Genomic DNA, 18,745 nt, shown 5'->3' on the forward strand with positions numbered 1-18,745 from the left:
GGTTCAGCTTTCCAGCCAGACGTCCCGCGCCCAGTGCCATACCGATTCCCAGGTTTCTTCGGTCACGAGCTCTTCTTCGCCGGACCACAGCACCACAGTGCCGTCTTCCTCGACGCAGTAGTAGTCGTCGCCGTCCTGGCAGATCGGGATCATGCTGCGGTCAACACCGGCATCCCAGGCGTTGGCGGCAACGTCCGGCAGGTAGGTGTGGGATTGCGGGTCGGTGACGGTCACCGGCTCCAGGCTGCCGTACACCACGTCGCTGACGGTCAGCAGGAATTCGCGGAAGACAAAGGGGATGTCGATGAACAGTTGTTCTTCGATTTCCACCAGTTGGTCTTCGTCAGGCAGCTCCAGAGGAACCGGGACCGGTTCGTTGGCTTCACGCAATTGTTCGATGATTTCTTCCACGGCCGGGATCCTCTTGCTAGTTGGCGCGGTTAATAGGGCGTTTTATACAGTAGCTCGCTATAAGTGCAACCGTGAAATAGAAAACCCCGGAACATGTCCGGGGTTTTTGTTACCAAGTGCTCAAGCGTGCGGTTATCAGCCGTTCTGGCGGATACCGGCAACCAGCCAAGGCTGGTTCTCGCCTTGCGGACGTTCCATGTTCCAGCTTTCGCTGAACACTTCGCCCTGGTCGAAACGCGAGGTCTTCGACACGCCGCTGAAGGTCAGGGTGGCGATGGTCTTGTCGGCGCGGTCATCCACACCGTCCAGCTGTACACGCAGGTCGTCGATGTAAGTCGACTGGAATGCATCACCAATCTCGGCGCGTTCGCGCTTGAGGAACTCGAGCAATTGCGGGGTCACGAACTCGGCGATCTTGTCCATTTCGTTGGCGTCCCAATGCTGCTGCAGGGCCTGGAAGTGGCCGCGGGCCGCTTCGACGAAGCGCTCTTCATTGAACCAGGCCGGCGCGTTGATGACCGGACGGGCGGCAGCAGGCGCAGCCGAACCACCGAAGATCGAACCCATGGCCGGTTTTTGCTCGAACACTTCACGCTGCATCGGCGCGCCGGCGGGAGCCATGTGCTCCTGTTGCTTGCGCCGACGGGCGGCAATAAAGCGGAAGATCACAAAGGCGATGACCGCCATGATCAGGATGTCGAAGATCTGCATGCCCTGGAAGCCGCCGCCCATGAACATGGACGCGAGCAGGCCACCGGCAGCGATACCGGCCAGCGGGCCCAACCAGCGCGAAGCACCGCCGGCCTTGGCAGCAGCGCCAGCCGCACCGGCTGCGCCTGCAGTCGCCGCTGCACCGCCCATGCCACCGGCAGCTGGAGCCATTTGGCTGGTCTGGTGAGTCGGTGCCGAGCCCATGCTTTTGCCGCCACCGAAGCGCTTGGCGTTGGCGTCGAGGCTCATCGTCAGGCCGATGCACAACGCCATGGCGATGCTAAGAAAACGTTTCATAAAGGGAATTCCCATTTGTGGATTGCACGCGCGCCATGTTGCACAGGTGTCGTGACAGTGGCTAGCGACATAATGTTTCGGGCTTTTGCGTAAGACCGATCCAGAATGGCCCGTAGGACGTGTTACAGATATTGGCCCGCGCTCGTAAAAAACAAGGGCGGGCCAACAAGCTTCATGTAACGCGCAGTTTCATCATGCTGGCTGTATGTGACGAGGGACCTTGTTCCCGTTGGGCTGCGGAGCAGCCCTCGACTGACAAACGCGGTCTACCTGATAGATCTGCACGGCCAAAATGGGAGCGCTTCGCACTCCAGCGGGAGCAAGCGCCCTCGCCACAGAAGTGGTTTCAGACCGCTTCGAGCTTCGCGTAACCCATCATCAGCCACTTGCTGCCCTCGGCGAAGTTCACCTGCACCCGTGCCTGGGCGCCGGCGCCTTCGAAGTTGAGGATCACGCCTTCACCGAAGATCGCATGCTTGACCTGTTGGCCCAGGCTGAACGGCGTTTCCGGAATTTCGGAACCGGCAAACATACTGCTGGAATGCTGCTGCTGACCACCGCCGAACGGGCGGCTGACACTGTTTGACAGGCGCACTTCCTGAATCAACCCCTTCGGCACTTCACGTACGAAGCGCGACACCTTGTTGTAGGTCTCGCTGCCGTACAGGCGTCGGGTCTCGGCGTAGGTCATGACCAGGTTCTGCATGGCACGGGTAATGCCCACGTAGGCCAGGCGGCGCTCCTCCTCCAGGCGGCCGGGCTCTTCCAGGCTCATCTTGTGGGGGAACAGGCCCTCTTCCATGCCCACCAGGAACACGTAAGGAAACTCCAGGCCCTTGGCGCTGTGCAAGGTCATCAGTTGGATGCTGTCTTCGTGCTCATCGGCCTGGGTATCACCCGCCTCAAGCGACGCATGGCCGAGGAAGGCGGCCAGGGGGGTCAGCTCTTCGTCTTCTTCGGTGTTTTCGAAGGCGCGGGCGGCACTGACCAGTTCCTCAAGGTTTTCTACCCGGGCCTGGCCTTTCTCGCCTTTTTCCGCTTCGTGGTAGGCGATCAGCCCGGACTGCTCGATCACGGTCTGGGTCATCAGGTGCAGGGGCATTTCGGCGCACTTGGCGGCCAGGTTTTCGATCAGCTCGACAAACGCACCCAGCGCGCCGGCAGCCCGGCCAGTCAGGCCCTTATTGGCGATCAGCAGGCGCATGGCCTCCCACATCGACACATCCGCGTGGCGGGCGTGATCGCGAATCGCTTCAACGGTTTTTTCGCCGATGCCACGGGCCGGGATATTGATCACCCGTTCCAGCGCCGCATCGTTACCACGGCCTTCCAGCAAGCGCAGGTAGGCCATGGCGTTCTTGATTTCGGCACGTTCGAAGAAGCGCTGGCCGCCATAGATACGGTACGGAATACGCTCGCGCAGCAGGGCTTCTTCCAGCACCCGTGATTGGGCGTTGGAGCGGTACAGGATCGCGATATCGCTGCGGGCCAGGCCGGTTTTCAGCGCACTTTCGATGGTTTCCACCACGTAGCGCGCTTCATCGTGCTCATTGAACGCCGCGTAGAGGTTGATCGCCTCGCCTTCGCCGCCGTCGGTCCACAGCTCTTTGCCCATGCGCCCAGTGTTATTGGCGATCAGCGCGTTAGCCGCCTTGAGGATGCCGGCGGTGGAGCGGTAGTTCTGCTCCAGGCGGATGGTGATCGCGTCCGGGAAGTCGTCGGAGTACTGGTAGATGTTTTCGATTTTCGCGCCACGCCAGCCGTAGATCGACTGGTCGTCATCGCCCACCACCATCAGGCTGTCGCCGCCCTTGGCCAGCAGGCGCAACCAGGCGTACTGCACGGCGTTGGTGTCCTGGAATTCGTCCACCAGGATATGTCGGAAGCGTTTCTGGTAATGCGCCAGCAAACCTGGGTTGTCACGCCACAGGTCGAGGGCGCGCAGCAGCAGCTCGGAGAAGTCGATGACGCCGGCGCGCACGCAGGCAGCCTCGTAGGCTTCATAAATGCTGCGCATGGTGGCCAGGAACAGGTCGCCGCTGGCCTGGATATGTTGCGGACGCAGGCCCTCGTCTTTCTGGCCGTTGATAAACCATTGGGCCTGGCGCGCCGGCCAACGTTGTTCGTCGAGGCCCAGCTCGCGGATCACGCGCTTGACCAGGCGTTGCTGGTCGTCGCTGTCGAGAATCTGGAAGGTCTGGCTCAACCCCGCTTCCTGCCAATGCGCCCGCAACAAGCGGTGCGCCAGGCCGTGGAAGGTGCCCACCCACATGCCGGCCGGGCTGATGCCCATCAGTTGCTCAATGCGATGGCGCATTTCGGCAGCGGCCTTGTTGGTGAAGGTCACCGACAGGATGGAATGCGGGGACGCGTTTTCGACCTGGATCAGCCAGGCGATACGGTGCACCAGCACTCGGGTTTTACCGGAGCCAGCACCGGCCAGGACCAACTGACGGCCAACGGGGGCCGCTACGGCCTGGCGTTGGGCATCGTTGAGGGAGTTCAGCAAAAGAGAGAGATCATCGCGCATCGGCGCATTCTATGGCCCCGGCGTGAGTGGGGCAAATCCCAATGCCGGGTGGTCGCCGCAAAACATTCTGCGCAATCCTGGCCGGGCAAACATTCTACCGTGGGTGATGACCGGTCGGTCATGTCCCACAGGCCGCGCAGTGTCTAGCTCAAGCTGTCTGGCGGTGAAGTTTGTGCTGCAAAACCGCACGGTTTTTATGACTTGGGGCAGTTTGGCCCAAGCGTTTGCTTGTGTATGCTCCGTCCACGTTTCGGGCTCACCATTATAAGAACATTGCCTATGACCTTCAGTCCCGACCTGTTTGGCCCCTCGGTGGCGCCCGCGCAGGTCATCCGTAAACATTACGCAACCGAGCTGGCGGTCGAACGCACTCGCCTGTTGTATCAAGGTTCACTGCTGCCGACATTATTGATGTTGGTCAATGGCCTGGTCTGCGCCTGGTTGCTGTGGAACCCCAAGCAATACCTGCTCGACAGCATCTGGCTGGTCTGGTTGCTGGCCCTGGTGGCCCTGCGCGTGATCCAGGTGGCGGCCTTTGATTCGGCGATGCCCAGCCGTCAGGCCCAACCCGTTTGGCGCCGTATGTTCATGCTCGGCTCGGCGGTCAGTGGCCTGACCTTGTCCACTGCCGCGATCGCTTTGGTACCGACGGACAGTTTTATGCAGCAGGCTTGGGTGTTTGGCCTGATCGGTGCCGCGACGTTATCGGCCAGCGTGGCCTACGCTGTGAGCTTTTCGGCCTTCCTGTCCTTTGCCTTGCCCTGCCTGGTGCCGGTTATTGTCTATCTGTTTTGCAATGGTGCCTCGCAGCAGCAGGGCTGGGGCGTGCTTGGCCTGATCCTGCTGGCGTCCTTGAGTCTGGTGGCGTGGCAGGTCAACCGCCTGACCCAGCGCGAGCTGTTGCGACGCTTCCAGAACCAGGCCCTGATCGAGCATTTGCAGCAGGCGCAGCAGCGCAGTGAGCAGTTGAATCAGGAGCTGGTGCGTGAAGTCGAGCAGCGCCGCCAAGTTGAACAGGAACTGCGTGAAGCCCAAATCGGCCTGCAAGACCGGGTGGCGCAACGCAGCCAGGAATTGGACGCCGCCAGCCTCGCCCTGAATAAAAGCGAAGCGCGTCTGGCCATGGCCCTTCAAGCCAGTGAACTGGGCCTGTGGGACTGGAACCTGCAAACCGACGAAGTCCACCACACCCAGCTCAAGGAGCTGTTCGGCCTTGAGCCCGAATACGTTACGGCGATGCTCAGCCACCTCAAGCCACGCCTGCACCCTGAGGACCTGCCCTTGCTCAAGCGGGCGCTGGTGGAGCACCTCAAGGGTCGCAGCGAGGACTACCAGGTGGAGTACCGGGTACGCCATGGCGATGGGCATTGGGTGTGGATTGAAGACCGTGGTCGCGCGGTAGAGCGGGCGCCGAGCGGACGGGTCACGCGAATGCTTGGCACACGGCGCGACATCAGTGCCGGTAAGGCTTTGGAGGAACAGCAGCGCCTGGCGTCGACGGTGTTCGAGGCGGCCAGCGAGGGCATTGTGATTCTTGACCCGGACTACGTGCTGATTGCCGTCAACCAGGCTTTCAGCCGCGTCACCGGCTTTGAGATTGACGACATGCTGGGCCGCAACGTGGTGGAGTTACCCAGCAGCCGTGATGCCCGTCGCCACTTCCCGCTGATCCGCCAGGCACTGCTCGCCCACGGGACCTGGCAAGGGGAGTTGGTGGAGACGCGTAAGAACGGCGAGTTGTACCCACAGTGGCTGCAACTGAGCGTCGTCCGCGATGTTCGCGGAAAAGTCAGTCATATTGTCGGCTTTTTCGCTGATCTATCGGCACGCCGCGAATCCGAGGAGCGTATGCGCTACCTCACCCACTACGATGAGTTGACCGGCCTGGCCAACCGCTCGCTGTTTCGCGAACGGCTGCGCGAAGCTCACCAGCGCGTACGCCAAGGCGGGCGCAGCCTGGCGCTGTTGCATATCAACCTGGACCGTTTCAAGTTGCTCAATGACAGCCTGGGCCACGAAGTGGCCGACCAACTGTTGCAGAAAATGGCTCGCCGGTTGATCAACGCGCTGCCCGAAGCCGACACGATCGCGCGCCTGTCCGGTGATGAATTCGCCGTGCTGTTCGACGCCTATGGCAACCTGTCGAGCCTGGCGCGAGTAGCCACGCGGTTGCTGGCCAAGCTGCGCGTGCCGGTAACGGTCGAAGGGCATGAGCTGGTGGTCAGTGCCTCGATGGGCGTCAGCCTGCTGCCGGATAACGCGCGGGAAATTTCCGCGCTGGTCAGCCAATCGAATATGGCCATGCAGCACGCCAAACACCTGGGCGGTAACAATTTCCAGTTCTACACCGATAGCCTGCAAGCCAGCACCCTGGAGCGTTTGCAGTTGGAAAACCATCTGCGTAAAGCCATTGATGAGCGTCAGCTCCAGGTGTTCTACCAGCCGAAACTGTGCCTGGCCACCGGCACGCTCAATGCTGCAGAGGCGCTGATCCGCTGGGAGCATCCGCAGTGGGGCATGGTGCCGCCGGGCGACTTTATTGGCCTGGCCGAAGAGACCGGCCTGATCGTGCCGCTGGGCGAGTTGGTGTTGCGCCAGGCGTGTTGGCAGGCGTGTGAATGGCAGCGCCAGGGCTTGGCGCCGATTCGGGTGTCGGTGAACCTGTCGGTTCACCAGTTGCGCCAAGGCAAGCTGGTCAGCTTGGTGCGCCAGGTGTTGGAAGAAACCGGCCTGGATCCGCAGTACCTTGAGTTGGAACTGACGGAAAGCCAGTTGCTCGACAGCGTCGAACACATCATCGCCACCTTCCAGCAACTGCGCGACCTGGGCGTGAAGCTGGCCATCGACGACTTTGGCACCGGTTACTCGTCGCTCAGTTATCTCAAGCGCATCCCGGTGGATTACGTGAAGATCGACCAAACCTTCATCCGTGGCCTGGGCCAGGGGCGTGAGGACGCGGCCATCACCCGCGCAATCATCGCCATGGCCCATGGGCTTGCACTCAAGGTGGTGGCCGAAGGCGTGGAAGATCAGCAGCAACTGGATTTCCTGCGGGGGGAGCGTTGCGATGAGGTTCAGGGCTATCTGATCAGTCGGCCAATACCGGCCGAAGGGTTGGCAGAGTTGTTAAGGAAAAAACCAGATTTTCCTTAGCGACGCCGGGGCCGCCTGCGTGGCTACAAAGCCTGTGCCCTTAGAATCAGAGGGGAGCAGGGCGATTTAGTGATGCATCGAACGGGCAAAACGACAATTCTTGTAGTATAACTACAAGCTTGCTACATCCCTGGCGCCTGCCAATAACAAGAGTCCTGCCCTTTGAACCTGTTGCAACATATCGCCCAGTCGCGCCACCTGTTACGCAAATCGGAACTCAAGGTTGCCGATCATGTGCTGCTTGACCCTGCGGCCGTGATGCACAGTTCCATGGCTGACCTGGCCCACAGCGTGGGCATCAGTGAGCCGACCATCGTGCGCTTTTGCCGCGCCATCGGTTGCTCCGGGTTTCAGGACTTGAAACTCAAGCTGGCACAAAGCCTGGCCGCCGGTGCGAGCTTCGGTCAATTTGCCATCCATGAAGACGACTCCGTCGCCGACTACAGCCTGAAAATTTTCGACACCACCCTGCACACCCTCATGGAAGTGCGCGAGAAACTTGACCCGGTGGAGTTGCAAAAGGCCGTGACCGCCATGTCCCAGGCCCAGCGCGTCGAGTTCTACGGCTTCGGTGCGTCCGGCGCGGTGGCGGCAGATGCCCAGCACAAATTCTTTCGCCTGCTGCTCACCGCGGCGGCCTATAGCGACCCGCACATGCAGGCCATGTCGGCCGTCACCTTGAAGCCGACCGACGTGGCCATCTGTATTTCCCAGTCGGGTCGCTCCAAAGACCTGCTGATCACCGCCAACCTGGTGCGTGAAAGCGGCGCTTCGCTGATCACCCTGTGCCCGAGTCAGACGCCGTTGGCGGAGCTGTCTACGGTGAACCTGGCGATCGACGTGCATGAAGACACCGAAATCTATACGCCGTTGACCTCGCGCATCGCTCACCTTGTGGTGATCGACGTGCTGGCGATGGGCGTGGCCATGGCCCGTGGTCCGAGCCTGGTCAACCACCTCAAGAGCGTGAAGCGCAGCTTGCGCAGCCTGCGTCTCTCGCCCAAGTCGGTCAAAGCCCTCGACGACTGACCTAGGGGCATACTCGGTCAAAATGTGGGAGGGGGCTGCTCCCGAGAGCGGCGGGGCAGTCAACGTATTTAGGGGCTGACACATTGCCATCGCCCCTCCCACATTAGATTCTCAAAACCTATCCAAAATCTTCATCAGGCTGTCATCGCCGCGTCATCCCCCGCGCCCACCCTGTACTCCCCGTACTCGCATTGGGAGACTCCAAATGACCCGGCACTACGAAGACAGCAACAGCACCGTCAAGACCCGTCGTCAGCAGGAAGACCAGCGCCGCATGGCGTTCCGTCGTGCAATCGAAGACCGTTGTGAAGAGCGCCTGTTGCTCCAGAGCATCAGTGACTACCCGGAACTCCACTGGCAGGCACCCGTGGCTGCCCAGCGAAACGCTCAGCCAACGCGCTGATCTGCACCCGTTCGCTGCGGATAAAGCCCAGGAACGCATGGGCCACCGGTGACAGGCGCTTGGCCTTGGCTTGCACCAGGCACCAACTGCGGTACAGCGGCAGTTCCTCCACCGGCAGCTCCTTGAGCCCGCCGGTGGCCAGCTCCAGGTTGACCGCGTGGCGTGTCAACAAGGCCACGCCCAACCCTGCGCTCACACACTCGCGCTGTGCCTCGGCCGAGGCCACTTCCACCGTCTGGGTGAAGTGCACGCGTTTCTCCTTGAAGTATTCCTCGCAGGCCAGCCGTGTGCCGGAACCCGGCTCGCGCAGCAGCAGCGTGTAGGGTTCGAGGTCTTGCAAGCGCAGTGGTCCTTGCAGGCTCAAGGGGTGGTCGAGCGGCGCCACGGCGACGATCGGGTTATTGAGAAACGGCAGGAATTCCAGGCCCATGTCCTGAGGCACCATGGACATGATCACCAGGTCGTCGCGGTTATCCGAAAGCCGGCGAATCACTTGGGCGCGGTTGACCACCGTCAGGTGCAGTTGCACCTCCGGGTGCTGGCGCTTGAAGGCGGCAAACAGGTGCGGCACAAAGTACTTGGCGCTGGACTCCACTGCCAGTTTCAACTGGCCTTGCAATGAGCCCTGCATGTCCGACAGCTGCATATCGAGGTTTTCCAGGCGCCCGAAAATGTCCCGGCTGGCCCGCTGCAGGGCTTCGGCGGCCTCGGTCATATAGAGCTTTTTGCCGACATAATCGAACAGCGGCTGGCCGATCAGTTCCTCCAGCTGGCGAATTTGTAGGCTAACGGCCGGTTGCGTGAGTGACATTTCCTCGGCAGCGCGGCTGTAGGAACGCAAATCGCAGACTTCATTGAAAATCTGCAATTGACGTAATGTCATACGCATCAATGACTTACGCATTATTTTAAATCTCCCGCCCAGGCCGATGCGCCAACTATAAGTCTTTACTTATACACAACCCAATAATTATTGATTTTTGTTAATCCTTCGGTGCGCATAGTGTGTGTCTCGCGACTGTCATGAAACATTTGGTCACGCGCCGACCCCGCTCCAGCAGGTCGAAGAACGCAGCAATCGGCTCAAGGGAATTTCCAAGTGATAAAAAAGATCCTGATCGCCAACCGTGGTGAAATTGCCGTACGAATCGTGCGTGCCTGCGCCGAGATGGGCATTCGCTCGGTCGCGGTCTACTCCGACGCCGACCGCCATGCGTTGCACGTCAAGCGTGCCGACGAAGCCCACAGCATTGGTGCCGAGCCCCTGGCCGGCTACCTCAACCCGCGCAAGCTGGTGAACCTGGCGGTGGAAACCGGTTGTGATGCGTTGCATCCCGGCTATGGTTTTCTATCGGAAAATGCCGAATTGGCGGACATCTGCGCCGAACGCGGGATCAAGTTCATTGGCCCGTCGGCCGAAGTGATCCGCCGCATGGGTGACAAGACCGAAGCGCGCCGCAGCATGATCAAGGCCGGTGTGCCGGTCACGCCCGGTACTGAAGGCAACGTCGCCGACATCCATGAAGCCCTCACCGAAGGCGACCGCATTGGTTACCCGGTGATGCTCAAGGCCACTTCCGGTGGGGGTGGGCGTGGTATCCGTCGTTGCAACAGCCGCGAAGAACTTGAACAAGCCTTCCCTCGTGTTATCTCCGAAGCCACCAAGGCGTTCGGCTCGGCGGAAGTGTTCCTGGAAAAATGCATCGTCAATCCCAAGCACATCGAGGCGCAGATCCTTGGTGACAGCTTCGGTAACGTGGTGCATTTGTTCGAGCGTGATTGCTCGATCCAGCGTCGTAACCAGAAACTCATCGAAATCGCCCCAAGCCCCCAGCTGACCCCTGAACAGCGCGCCTATATCGGCGACCTGTCGGTACGTGCAGCCAAGGCCGTGGGCTATGAGAACGCCGGTACTGTGGAGTTCCTGCTCGCCGAGGGCGAGGTGTACTTCATGGAGATGAACACCCGGGTGCAGGTGGAACACACCATCACCGAAGAAATCACCGGGATCGACATCGTGCGTGAGCAGATCCGCATTGCGTCGGGCCTGCCGCTGTCGGTGAAGCAGGAAGACATCCAGCACCGTGGCTTCGCGTTGCAGTTCCGCATCAACGCCGAAGACCCGAAGAACAACTTCCTCCCAAGCTTCGGCAAGATCACCCGTTACTACGCCCCTGGCGGCCCCGGCGTGCGCACCGACACGGCGATCTACACCGGCTACACCATCCCGCCGTTCTACGACTCCATGTGCCTGAAACTGGTGGTGTGGGCGTTGACCTGGGAAGAAGCCATGGACCGCGGCCTGCGCGCCCTGGACGACATGCGCCTGCAAGGCGTGAAGACCACCGCCGCCTACTACCAGGAAATCCTGCGCAACCCGGAATTCCGCAGCGGTCAGTTCAACACCAGTTTCGTGGAAAGCCACCCAGAGCTGACCAACTATTCGATCAAGCGCAAACCCGAAGAGCTGGCCCTGGCCATCGCCGCCGCCATCGCCGCCCACGCGGGTTTATGAATAAACAGCGGCAAGTTGTAAGCGGCAAGCTGCAAGTAAAGGCAGATTGGCTTTTTCTTGCGGCTTGTAGCTTGAAGCTCGCAGCTATGAGGAGTCCCGAATATGACTAAGAAGATCTTCGTAACCGACACTATCCTGCGCGACGCCCACCAATCGCTGCTGGCGACACGCATGCGTACCGACGACATGCTGCCGATCTGCGACAAGCTCGACAAAGTCGGCTACTGGTCCCTGGAAGTCTGGGGCGGCGCGACCTTCGACGCCTGCGTACGCTTTCTGAAAGAAGACCCGTGGGAGCGCCTGCGCAAACTGCGCGCAGCGTTGCCTAACACCCGCCTGCAAATGCTGCTGCGTGGACAGAACCTGTTGGGCTACCGCCACTACAGCGACGACGTGGTCAAAGCCTTCGTCGCCAAGGCCGCCGTGAATGGCATCGACGTGTTCCGTATCTTCGACGCCATGAACGATGTACGTAACCTGCGCGTAGCCATTGAGGCGGTCAAGGCCGCCGGCAAACATGCCCAGGGCACCATCGCCTACACCACCAGCCCGGTGCACACCATCGACGCATTTGTGGCCCAGGCCAAGCAAATGGAATCCATGGGTTGCGACTCGGTGGCGATCAAGGACATGGCAGGCTTGCTGACGCCTTACGCCACTGGCGAACTGGTCAAGGCGCTCAAAGCCGAGCAGAGCCTGCCGGTGTTCATCCACTCCCACGACACCGCTGGCCTGGCCGCGATGTGCCAACTCAAGGCCATCGAAAACGGTGCCGATCACATCGACACCGCCATCTCCAGCTTCGCCTGGGGCACCAGCCACCCGGGCACCGAATCAATGGTCGCGGCCCTTAAAGGCAGCGAGTTCGACACCGGCCTGGACCTGGAGCTGCTGCAGGAAATCGGCCTGTACTTCTACGCCGTGCGCAAGAAGTACCACCAGTTCGAAAGCGAATTCACGGCGGTGGACACCCGTGTGCAAGTCAACCAGGTACCGGGCGGGATGATTTCCAACCTGGCCAACCAGTTGAAAGAGCAGGGCGCCCTCAACCGCATGGGCGAAGTGCTGGCCGAAATCCCGCGGGTGCGTGAAGACCTCGGTTTCCCGCCGCTGGTCACGCCGACCTCGCAGATCGTCGGCACCCAGGCGTTCTTCAACGTGCTGGCCGGCGAGCGCTACAAGACCATCACCAACGAAGTGAAGCTGTACCTGCAAGGCGGCTACGGCAAGGCACCGGGCACGGTGAATGAGAAACTGCGGCGCCAGGCCATCGGCAGTGAAGAGGTGATCGACGTTCGTCCAGCCGATCTGTTGAAGCCGGAAATGACCAAGCTGCGCGGCGAAATCGGTGCGTTGGCCAAGTCTGAAGAAGACGTGCTGACCTACGCCATGTTCCCGGACATTGGGCGCAAGTTCCTTGAAGAGCGCGACGCCGGCACCCTGACCCCGGAAGCGCTGTTGCCGATCCCAGAAGCCGGTGGCGTGGCCCGTGCCGGTGGTGAAGGTGTACCGACCGAGTTCGTCATCGACGTACACGGTGAAAGCTACCGCGTCGATATCACGGGGGTGGGCGTGAAGGCCGAAGGCAAGCGCCACTTCTACCTGTCCATTGATGGCATGCCGGAAGAAGTGGTGTTCGAACCGCTCAACGAGTTTGTCAGCAGTGGCGGCAGTAAGCGCAAGCACGCCACCGCACCGGGCCATGTCAGCACGGCGATGCCGGGCAATATCGTCGACGTGCTGGTCAAGGAAGGCGATGTGGTCAAGGCCGGCCAGGCGGTACTGATTACCGAAGCCATGAAGATGGAAACCGAAGTGCAGGCAGCCATTGCCGGCAAGGTAACCGCCGTTCACGTGGCCAAGGGCGACCGGGTCAACCCTGGCGAAATCCTGATTGAGATCGAAGGCTGATAGCCGCCTTCGAAACTAACGTTTAATCCTCGGGGGGGCAGGTGCCCCCCTTTTTTTGCCTGAAATTCAGGCGGTAGCAGCGGCTTTGCGTTTGAAGCTGATAAAGGCGCCAGTCGGTGTGTAGATCAGCGTCGGGGTCAGGGTCTTGAGGTTGCTGGTGATCCCGGCGAATTTGCCTGTGATGGGGTGGGCATCGACGACTCGCAACTGGCGCGTGAGCAGTGCGTCGCTTTCGTGCTCGACCTGGATATTCAGCGTGGCGCCGGCGAGGTTGGCACAGTTGCCGACTTTCAACGTGCTATGGGTTTCACCCGCCCCGATTTTGAATGCCAGGGTCGAGCCTTTTTCCATCTGCAGGTCGTGCTTGATCCGGGTTTTGGATTGCGTGCCTGGGTCCAGCAGTAGCGTACCGGCAACGTCGAGATTGGCCACCGTACCGCCGCTGTAGGTGGCCCCCTGTTCAACCGCGATAGAGCCGCCGATGGCGTTCTGGTTGATCAGTGTTGCACCGCTATGGACCTTGCCTTGTTCGTTGGCGTCCACCGCGCCGGTGAGGGTCCAGCTGCCGGCGCTGACCTGTAGGTGCTGTATGCGGCTGGCGCCGTTGAAGGTGCCGCCCCTGGTATCGTCCAGGATCACGTGGTTGGTACCACTGCCACCGTCCACTTTGCCTTTGAAGTGCGCGCCATTGCGGACTGTCAGGACATCATCGCCACCGCCCATGTCCAAGGCGATACCATTGGTGCCGCTGATCAAGCCGTTGTTGAGGATCGTGTCGTTGAAGTCGCCGATCAGTTTTACACCATAGCCATTGCGACCGAAGATCCGCCCCTCATTGATCAACAGCGTCTCCCCATGGGCAGGCCCCACGTCACCATTGTCTACCAGCACCCCATGGTGGGCGCCACGGATGACCCCGCGTGCATAGTTGTAGACCTCACCGCCGCCCATGGCGATACCTTCGCTGGTGTTGGCAGCGCCGCTCTTGTCCTTACCGTTGGCCCCCGTACCCTGAATGACGCCGTAGTTGTGAACCCGGGCGAGCTTGTCGATATCCAGGCCGTCCCCATCGCCATCATTCTGTTCGGGGCGCTGGGCGTCCGCGCCAGTGATGATGCCGTGGTTGATGACCACTGCGTCGCCCTTGGACTTCAAGCCGGCGCCCTTATGGCCGGTCAGCCCGCCTGTGTTGAGCAATGTCACGTCCTCTGTGGCTTTTATGCCGTTGCTGCCGCCTTCCACCCGGCCCAGGTTGACGACCGTACCGCCTGCGTTGTTCAGGTTGATGCCGTTGTAGGACTCCTTGAACCGTCTCGAAGGGCCCGTGGATACAACCCCGCAGTTTCTGAATAGGCCGCCTGTGGTGATTTCAATCGCGTTACCGGCTTCAACATGCAGAGGCGGGGCAGGCGTGGAAAATCTGGGGCAGGGAACGCTTGGAGACGGCAGCGCAAAGGCAATAGGAGCAGTGGATGCGAGCAACATGATATTCCGGCCTCTCGGGAATGGGAGGCCGGAATGTAGCGAGGAGAGGACACCGCTGAATGTCAGGCTTGGCGTTAGCCATTTGACGGGCAATTCTTCAATTGATAGCGGTTAAAAGCGTGTTTGCCACTGTGCCATCAACCCTTGGCTGTTGCTTTGGCTGCCTGATTCGCGCGTGTAGGTGAGGCCCACGCTGTGTTGTTTCCACAGTGCCAGGTCGAGCCCGGCCTGCACGGTGACGTTGTTGCGGTCCAGCGCAGTGCCGTCGATGGTGAAGTCATTGATACGCCCTGGCGCATACCGAGAGGACTGACGAACCTGGCTATCGACGTCGCCGTAGAGGTGTTTCCAACCTGCGCTCAGGTGGGGCGTCAGGCTTATTTGGTTGTCGAACTGGTACACCGTGCTCAGGCGTAGGCCGAGCGTGCTGTTCAGGTTTTGCTGGGTCTGTGGGCCGACGCTCAGTGCGGTCAGGCCGCCAGTTTCATTGAAGCGGTCGCGCTGATAGCGCTGGTAGCCGAGGCCGATGAAGGGCTCAACGCTGAAATCGGCGCTGCCCAGTTGGTAGCCCAGCTCGGAGAACAGGGTTTGGCTGTTGGCGTTGTAACTGCCCTTGAGGGCCTCTTTGTAATTCAGTATGTCGATGCTGCGCTTTGTCTGTCCGGCATGGCTGCTGTAGATCGCTCCGAGACGCAGGGCCAAAGGGCCGTCCTGGCGCACGGCGTAGCCCCCCAGGTGCCAGCTGTCCAGCTCGGCGCCAAAGCGTTGGGCATTGAAGCGACTGGAGGTTTTTGCGCCCATGACCCCGACCCGCCAAGCGTGGTCCAACGCCCAATCGGCGCCCAACAACAGACCTTGGGTACCGTGTTTCAGGCCGGCGCTGCCGCCTTGTTTATCGAGACGGCCGTCATTGTCCAGGCCCTGCACCCAGAAGTGGCCGTCGTCGTCAGCGGGCAGCGTGCGCAAGGTCGAGAGCAATTGGCCGCTGAGGTGCTGCGTGGTGTTTTGGGTAGCGGCGGCGAGGTTGGCATGTTGACTACCCGCCAATTGTTCAAGGGCTGCGCCGATTCCTCCGGGCTGTTTGCCAAGCTCATCGAGTGTTCTTTGCACGTCCTTGATCTCCTCCGAGTCCATTTCGCCGGACGCCACGAGTTGAATCAGTGCGGGCTCCAGGACCTTGGCGACCTGTAGGCCGTTGTGCGAGGTGGCGTGCTGGGTGAGGAAACCGTCGAAGGGAGGTGGTATGGGGGGCTCATCAAACTCGGATAAAAACGTCCATGCCGCGTCTGCCGCGTCGTAGGGGTGATGCCAATAGGGACTGTATTCGATATCGCCTCGCGCTTGCGCAGGTTGAAAGCTGGCGGCAACCGCAAGGCTGATGGCCAGTGCGATTCTTTGGGGGGTCAATGGCATGAATTCCCAACCTCTGATGAATGAGGCCGGGAATGTAGCGAGGTGGCGGGGCGATAACTGTCAGGCTATCGACCCCTGGTTTGCGGGAGTTATCTCTAGTACGGCGCGATTAAAAACTCATCTGCCACTGCCCAAGGCGTAGCCCAGTTCCGCGAAGGCTTGCTGGCTGTTGGCGTCATAGTCGCCTTTGGGGCGGTCGGTCAAACCGTTGCTGCCATGCTCGCCATCGATCTCACCCCCGTCGCACATACCCCTTGCCGTAATAACGCTCCATCCGCGCTTGGATCAGTTCCAGTGCAAGGGACATCACCCAGTAAATGATCGCTGCCGTGCTGAGCATCTCGATGTAGCGATAACTTGAGCGCCCATAGGATTGCGCCAGGAACATCACCTCCCACACACCCATTACCGAGATCAGCGACGAGTCCTTGAGCATCGAGATGAACTGGTTGGTGGCGGGCGGGATGATGGTCCGCATGGCCTGGGGCAGGGTGACGTGCCAGAAGATTGCACTGTCGCGCATACCCAGCGCCAAGGCTGCTTCTCGCTGACCATGCGGCACGCCGAGGATGCCGGCGCGGAAAATCTCGCTCAGGTAGGCGCCGTAGTTCAGTGACAACGCAATGATCCCGGCGGCGATGGCGCCTGGTACCAAGCCCAATTGCGGCAACCCCAGATAGATCAAGAGGATCTGGATCAACAGCGGCGTGCCACGAAAGAACGAGGCGTAAAAACTCGCGATACCAAAGGCCAGCGCGCTTTTCGACAAGCGCCCCAGCGCAGTGATGAAGCCCAGCACCGATGACGCCACGATCGAGCACAGGCACAAAAACACAGTCAGCGCTGCGCCTTGCAGAAACCCGCCGGGCGCCAGGTGCACGCCGACCAAGTTAGGCAGCTTGTCGAGGATGATCGAAAACTTCAGGTCAAAGCTCAGGAAGAAGCTGGCGAACAGGCAAAACAGCGCGGCCCAGGTCAGATATAAGCGCGTGCGGAAGCCGAAGACACGCTTTAGTGGCGACGGGCGTACGGGCGGAGAAGGGAATGCAGTCATTGGCTGATGTCGGCACCGATCCATTTTTGCGACAACGTGCTCAAGGTGCCGTCCTGTTTCAGCTGGGTAAAGACTTCACGCACCTTGGCGTCCCACTGCGGATCGCCTTTTTCTATGGCTACCGCGTTCGGTTCGGCGTACAGCGGTTCGCCGGCAAGCTTGAAGCGCTTGTCTTGGTTCAGGCGCGGTTGTGCGGTGACCAGGTTGGTCAGGATCGCGTCCAGGCGCACACCGACACCCAGGCCCAGGTCTTGGAAGGCGACGTTATCGGTGTCGTACGGGGCGACTTGTACATCCTCGAATGGGTACTGCAGTTGCTTATCCTCGGCGCCTTCGATCACCAGGTTTTTGTTCAGGTAGCTTTCGTAGCTGGAAGCGCTGGTGAGTCCGACTTTTTTGCCGCTCAGGTCTTTGGCGCTGTGGATACGGTCATCCTTGGCATTGACCACGATGACCGCAGGCGAGGCGTAGTACTCCACGGGGAAGTCGAATACCTCGGCGCGAGCCTTGCTCGGGGTCATAGAGCAGATGCAAATATCGTAGCGCCCGCTCCAGCGGCCGGCGGCAATGACGTCCCAGGACGGCGTTTCCAGGCGCAGTTTCACACCTAACTTCTGCGCCACGGCCTTGGCCACATCGACGTCGAAACCGTCCAGCTGGTTCTGCTCGTTGAGGAACGAAAAGGGTGGGTAGCTCTCCATCAGCACCCCCACCAATTCTTTCTTTTGCTCAACTCGATCCAGGGTTGCACCGCCGAAGGCTTGTGTGGAGGCAGCCAGAATCGTCAGGCCCAAGGCCCACAGCGGTTTAAGTTTCACAATCGATACCTGAATAAAAAAGAGTTGTTATTAACCAGACGGTACGCATTAAATAGTTATAAACAACGATCTTCTAGTGAGTTATTTTCATAAGCATATGAGAAAAAAGCATATGGACGCAGCAAACAGAGTAATTCTCGATGGTGGTATGGGCCGTGAACTGCAGCGGCGAGGCGCGCCGTTTCGGCAGCCGGAGTGGTCGGCATTAGCGTTGAGCGAAGCGCCGCAGGCGGTTGAGGCAGTGCACACGGCTTATATCCAGAGCGGCGCGAACGTCATCACCACCAACAGCTACGCCGTTGTACCGTTTCATATTGGTGAAGCGCGGTTCGCCGCCGAGGGCCAGGCGCTGGCGGCGTTGGCCGGTGAATTGGCGCGGCGCGCGGTGCAGGCGTCGGGTAGAGCGGTACGCGTGGCGGGTTCATTGCCGCCGCTGTTTGGTTCTTATCGGCCTGACTTGTTTGATGCCGGCCGGGCGACTGAACTGCTGACGCCACTGGTGCAAGGCTTGGCGCCCCATGTTGATCTGTGGCTGGCGGAAACCCAGAGTTCGATCATCGAGGCGCAGGCTATTCATGCCGGCTTGCCGAAGGATGGCAAACCGTTCTGGCTGTCGTTTACCTTGAAGGATGAGGACCTCGACGAGGTGCCACGCTTGCGCTCCGGTGAGCCTGTGGCAGACGCAGCGCAAGCGGCGGCGCTGTTGGGCGTGGAGGTACTGCTGTTCAACTGCAGCCAGCCAGAGGTGATTGGCGCGGCGATTGATGCGGCGCGCCAGACCTTCGAGCGTCTGGGGGTGACGATTCACATGGGTGCCTACGCCAATGCTTTCCCGCCGCAACCTGAGGAAGCCACCGCCAACGATGGCCTCGATCCGTTGCGCGACGATCTCGACCCACCCGGCTACTTGAAATGGGCCGCCGACTGGCAGGCCCGGGGTGCCAGCCATCTGGGGGGGTGCTGTGGGATCGGGCCGGAACACATTGCTGTGTTGGCCCAGAAGTTGGGCTAACGC

Annotated in this window: 15 protein-coding genes; 6 read left to right on the forward strand and 9 right to left on the reverse strand. The window is 60.5% G+C overall.

Translation table 11 applies throughout. From position 1 onward, the window contains the following. Nucleotides 1-3 precede the first annotated feature (3 nt). The 3 genes from M5B43_RS00990 to uvrD all read right to left on the reverse strand — a co-directional run bounded on the left by M5B43_RS00990 (nucleotide 4) and on the right by uvrD (nucleotide 3,949). Entirely contained in the window at nucleotides 4-411 is a 408-nt protein-coding gene (locus M5B43_RS00990; protein WP_017739032.1) for an SMI1/KNR4 family protein, read from the reverse strand. Nucleotides 412-546: 135 nt separating this feature from the next. Next, entirely contained in the window at nucleotides 547-1,419 is an 873-nt protein-coding gene (locus tag M5B43_RS00995; RefSeq protein ID WP_248748392.1) for a Tim44 domain-containing protein, read from the reverse strand. Nucleotides 1,420-1,765: 346 nt separating this feature from the next. Then, entirely contained in the window at nucleotides 1,766-3,949 is a 2,184-nt protein-coding gene (gene uvrD, locus M5B43_RS01000) for a DNA helicase II (protein WP_248748393.1), read from the reverse strand. Nucleotides 3,950-4,228: 279 nt separating this feature from the next. Between uvrD and M5B43_RS01005 the strand changes: the two genes are divergently transcribed. The 3 genes from M5B43_RS01005 (at nucleotide 4,229) to M5B43_RS01015 (ending at nucleotide 8,534) form a co-directional block, all read left to right on the forward strand. Then, nucleotides 4,229-7,102 (forward strand): EAL domain-containing protein, encoded by a 2,874-nt coding sequence (locus tag M5B43_RS01005; protein WP_248748394.1) that lies wholly within the window; start codon nucleotides 4,229-4,231, stop codon nucleotides 7,100-7,102. A 162-nt stretch (nucleotides 7,103-7,264) separates the two neighbouring features. Then, nucleotides 7,265-8,131, forward strand: a complete 867-nt coding sequence (hexR, locus tag M5B43_RS01010) for a transcriptional regulator HexR (protein WP_003177007.1) — start codon at nucleotides 7,265-7,267, stop codon at nucleotides 8,129-8,131. Nucleotides 8,132-8,336: 205 nt separating this feature from the next. Next, nucleotides 8,337-8,534 carry a hypothetical protein gene (locus M5B43_RS01015; RefSeq protein ID WP_248748395.1) on the forward strand — a complete coding sequence of 66 codons (198 nt, stop codon included), beginning with the start codon at nucleotides 8,337-8,339 and terminating at the stop codon, nucleotides 8,532-8,534. Here M5B43_RS01015 and M5B43_RS01020 read toward each other — a convergent pair. After that, on the reverse strand, nucleotides 8,464-9,438 hold the full coding sequence (locus M5B43_RS01020) for a LysR family transcriptional regulator (protein WP_071485276.1): 975 nt from the start codon (nucleotides 9,436-9,438) through the stop codon (nucleotides 8,464-8,466). The two genes, M5B43_RS01015 and M5B43_RS01020, sit on opposite strands and share 71 nt — an antisense overlap. A 195-nt stretch (nucleotides 9,439-9,633) precedes the next feature. On the opposite strand from M5B43_RS01020, the gene M5B43_RS01025 reads away from it, so the two are divergent. Together M5B43_RS01025 and oadA are read left to right on the forward strand one after the other, a co-directional pair. Then, nucleotides 9,634-11,049, forward strand: coding sequence for an acetyl-CoA carboxylase biotin carboxylase subunit (locus M5B43_RS01025; RefSeq protein ID WP_003195732.1), 1,416 nt, complete (start codon nucleotides 9,634-9,636; stop codon nucleotides 11,047-11,049). Between the two features lie 102 nt (nucleotides 11,050-11,151). After that, nucleotides 11,152-12,960, forward strand: coding sequence for a sodium-extruding oxaloacetate decarboxylase subunit alpha (oadA, locus tag M5B43_RS01030; protein WP_248748396.1), 1,809 nt, complete (start codon nucleotides 11,152-11,154; stop codon nucleotides 12,958-12,960). A gap of 66 nt (nucleotides 12,961-13,026) precedes the next feature. On the opposite strand, the gene M5B43_RS01035 is transcribed toward oadA, so the two are convergent. The 5 genes from M5B43_RS01035 to M5B43_RS01050 form a co-directional block, all read right to left on the reverse strand. Next, the gene (locus M5B43_RS01035) at nucleotides 13,027-14,445 is read right to left on the reverse strand and encodes a hypothetical protein (RefSeq protein WP_248748397.1); all 1,419 of its coding nucleotides are present in this window, start codon (nucleotides 14,443-14,445) and stop codon (nucleotides 13,027-13,029) included. A gap of 111 nt (nucleotides 14,446-14,556) precedes the next feature. Beyond that, nucleotides 14,557-15,858: an autotransporter outer membrane beta-barrel domain-containing protein gene (locus M5B43_RS01040; protein ID WP_248748398.1), complete on the reverse strand. Its 1,302-nt coding sequence runs from the start codon at nucleotides 15,856-15,858 to the stop codon at nucleotides 14,557-14,559. Between the two features lie 117 nt (nucleotides 15,859-15,975). Then, entirely contained in the window at nucleotides 15,976-16,107 is a 132-nt protein-coding gene (locus tag M5B43_RS27195; RefSeq protein WP_283099306.1) for a hypothetical protein, read from the reverse strand. After that, a complete protein-coding gene (locus tag M5B43_RS01045; protein WP_248748399.1) occupies nucleotides 16,091-16,912 on the reverse strand; it encodes an amino acid ABC transporter permease in 822 nt (273 codons plus the stop codon). The genes M5B43_RS27195 and M5B43_RS01045 overlap by 17 nt, the downstream gene beginning before the upstream one ends. Further along, a complete protein-coding gene (locus tag M5B43_RS01050; RefSeq protein WP_248748400.1) occupies nucleotides 16,909-17,730 on the reverse strand; it encodes an ABC transporter substrate-binding protein in 822 nt (273 codons plus the stop codon). Before M5B43_RS01050 ends, M5B43_RS01045 begins: the two co-directional genes overlap by 4 nt. A gap of 112 nt (nucleotides 17,731-17,842) precedes the next feature. On the opposite strand from M5B43_RS01050, the gene M5B43_RS01055 reads away from it, so the two are divergent. Beyond that, nucleotides 17,843-18,742 (forward strand): homocysteine S-methyltransferase family protein, encoded by a 900-nt coding sequence (locus M5B43_RS01055; protein WP_248748401.1) that lies wholly within the window; start codon nucleotides 17,843-17,845, stop codon nucleotides 18,740-18,742. Nucleotides 18,743-18,745 lie beyond the last annotated feature (3 nt).

This window comes from Pseudomonas sp. MWU15-20650 (assembly GCF_023242475.1).
Taxonomy (GTDB): domain Bacteria; phylum Pseudomonadota; class Gammaproteobacteria; order Pseudomonadales; family Pseudomonadaceae; genus Aquipseudomonas.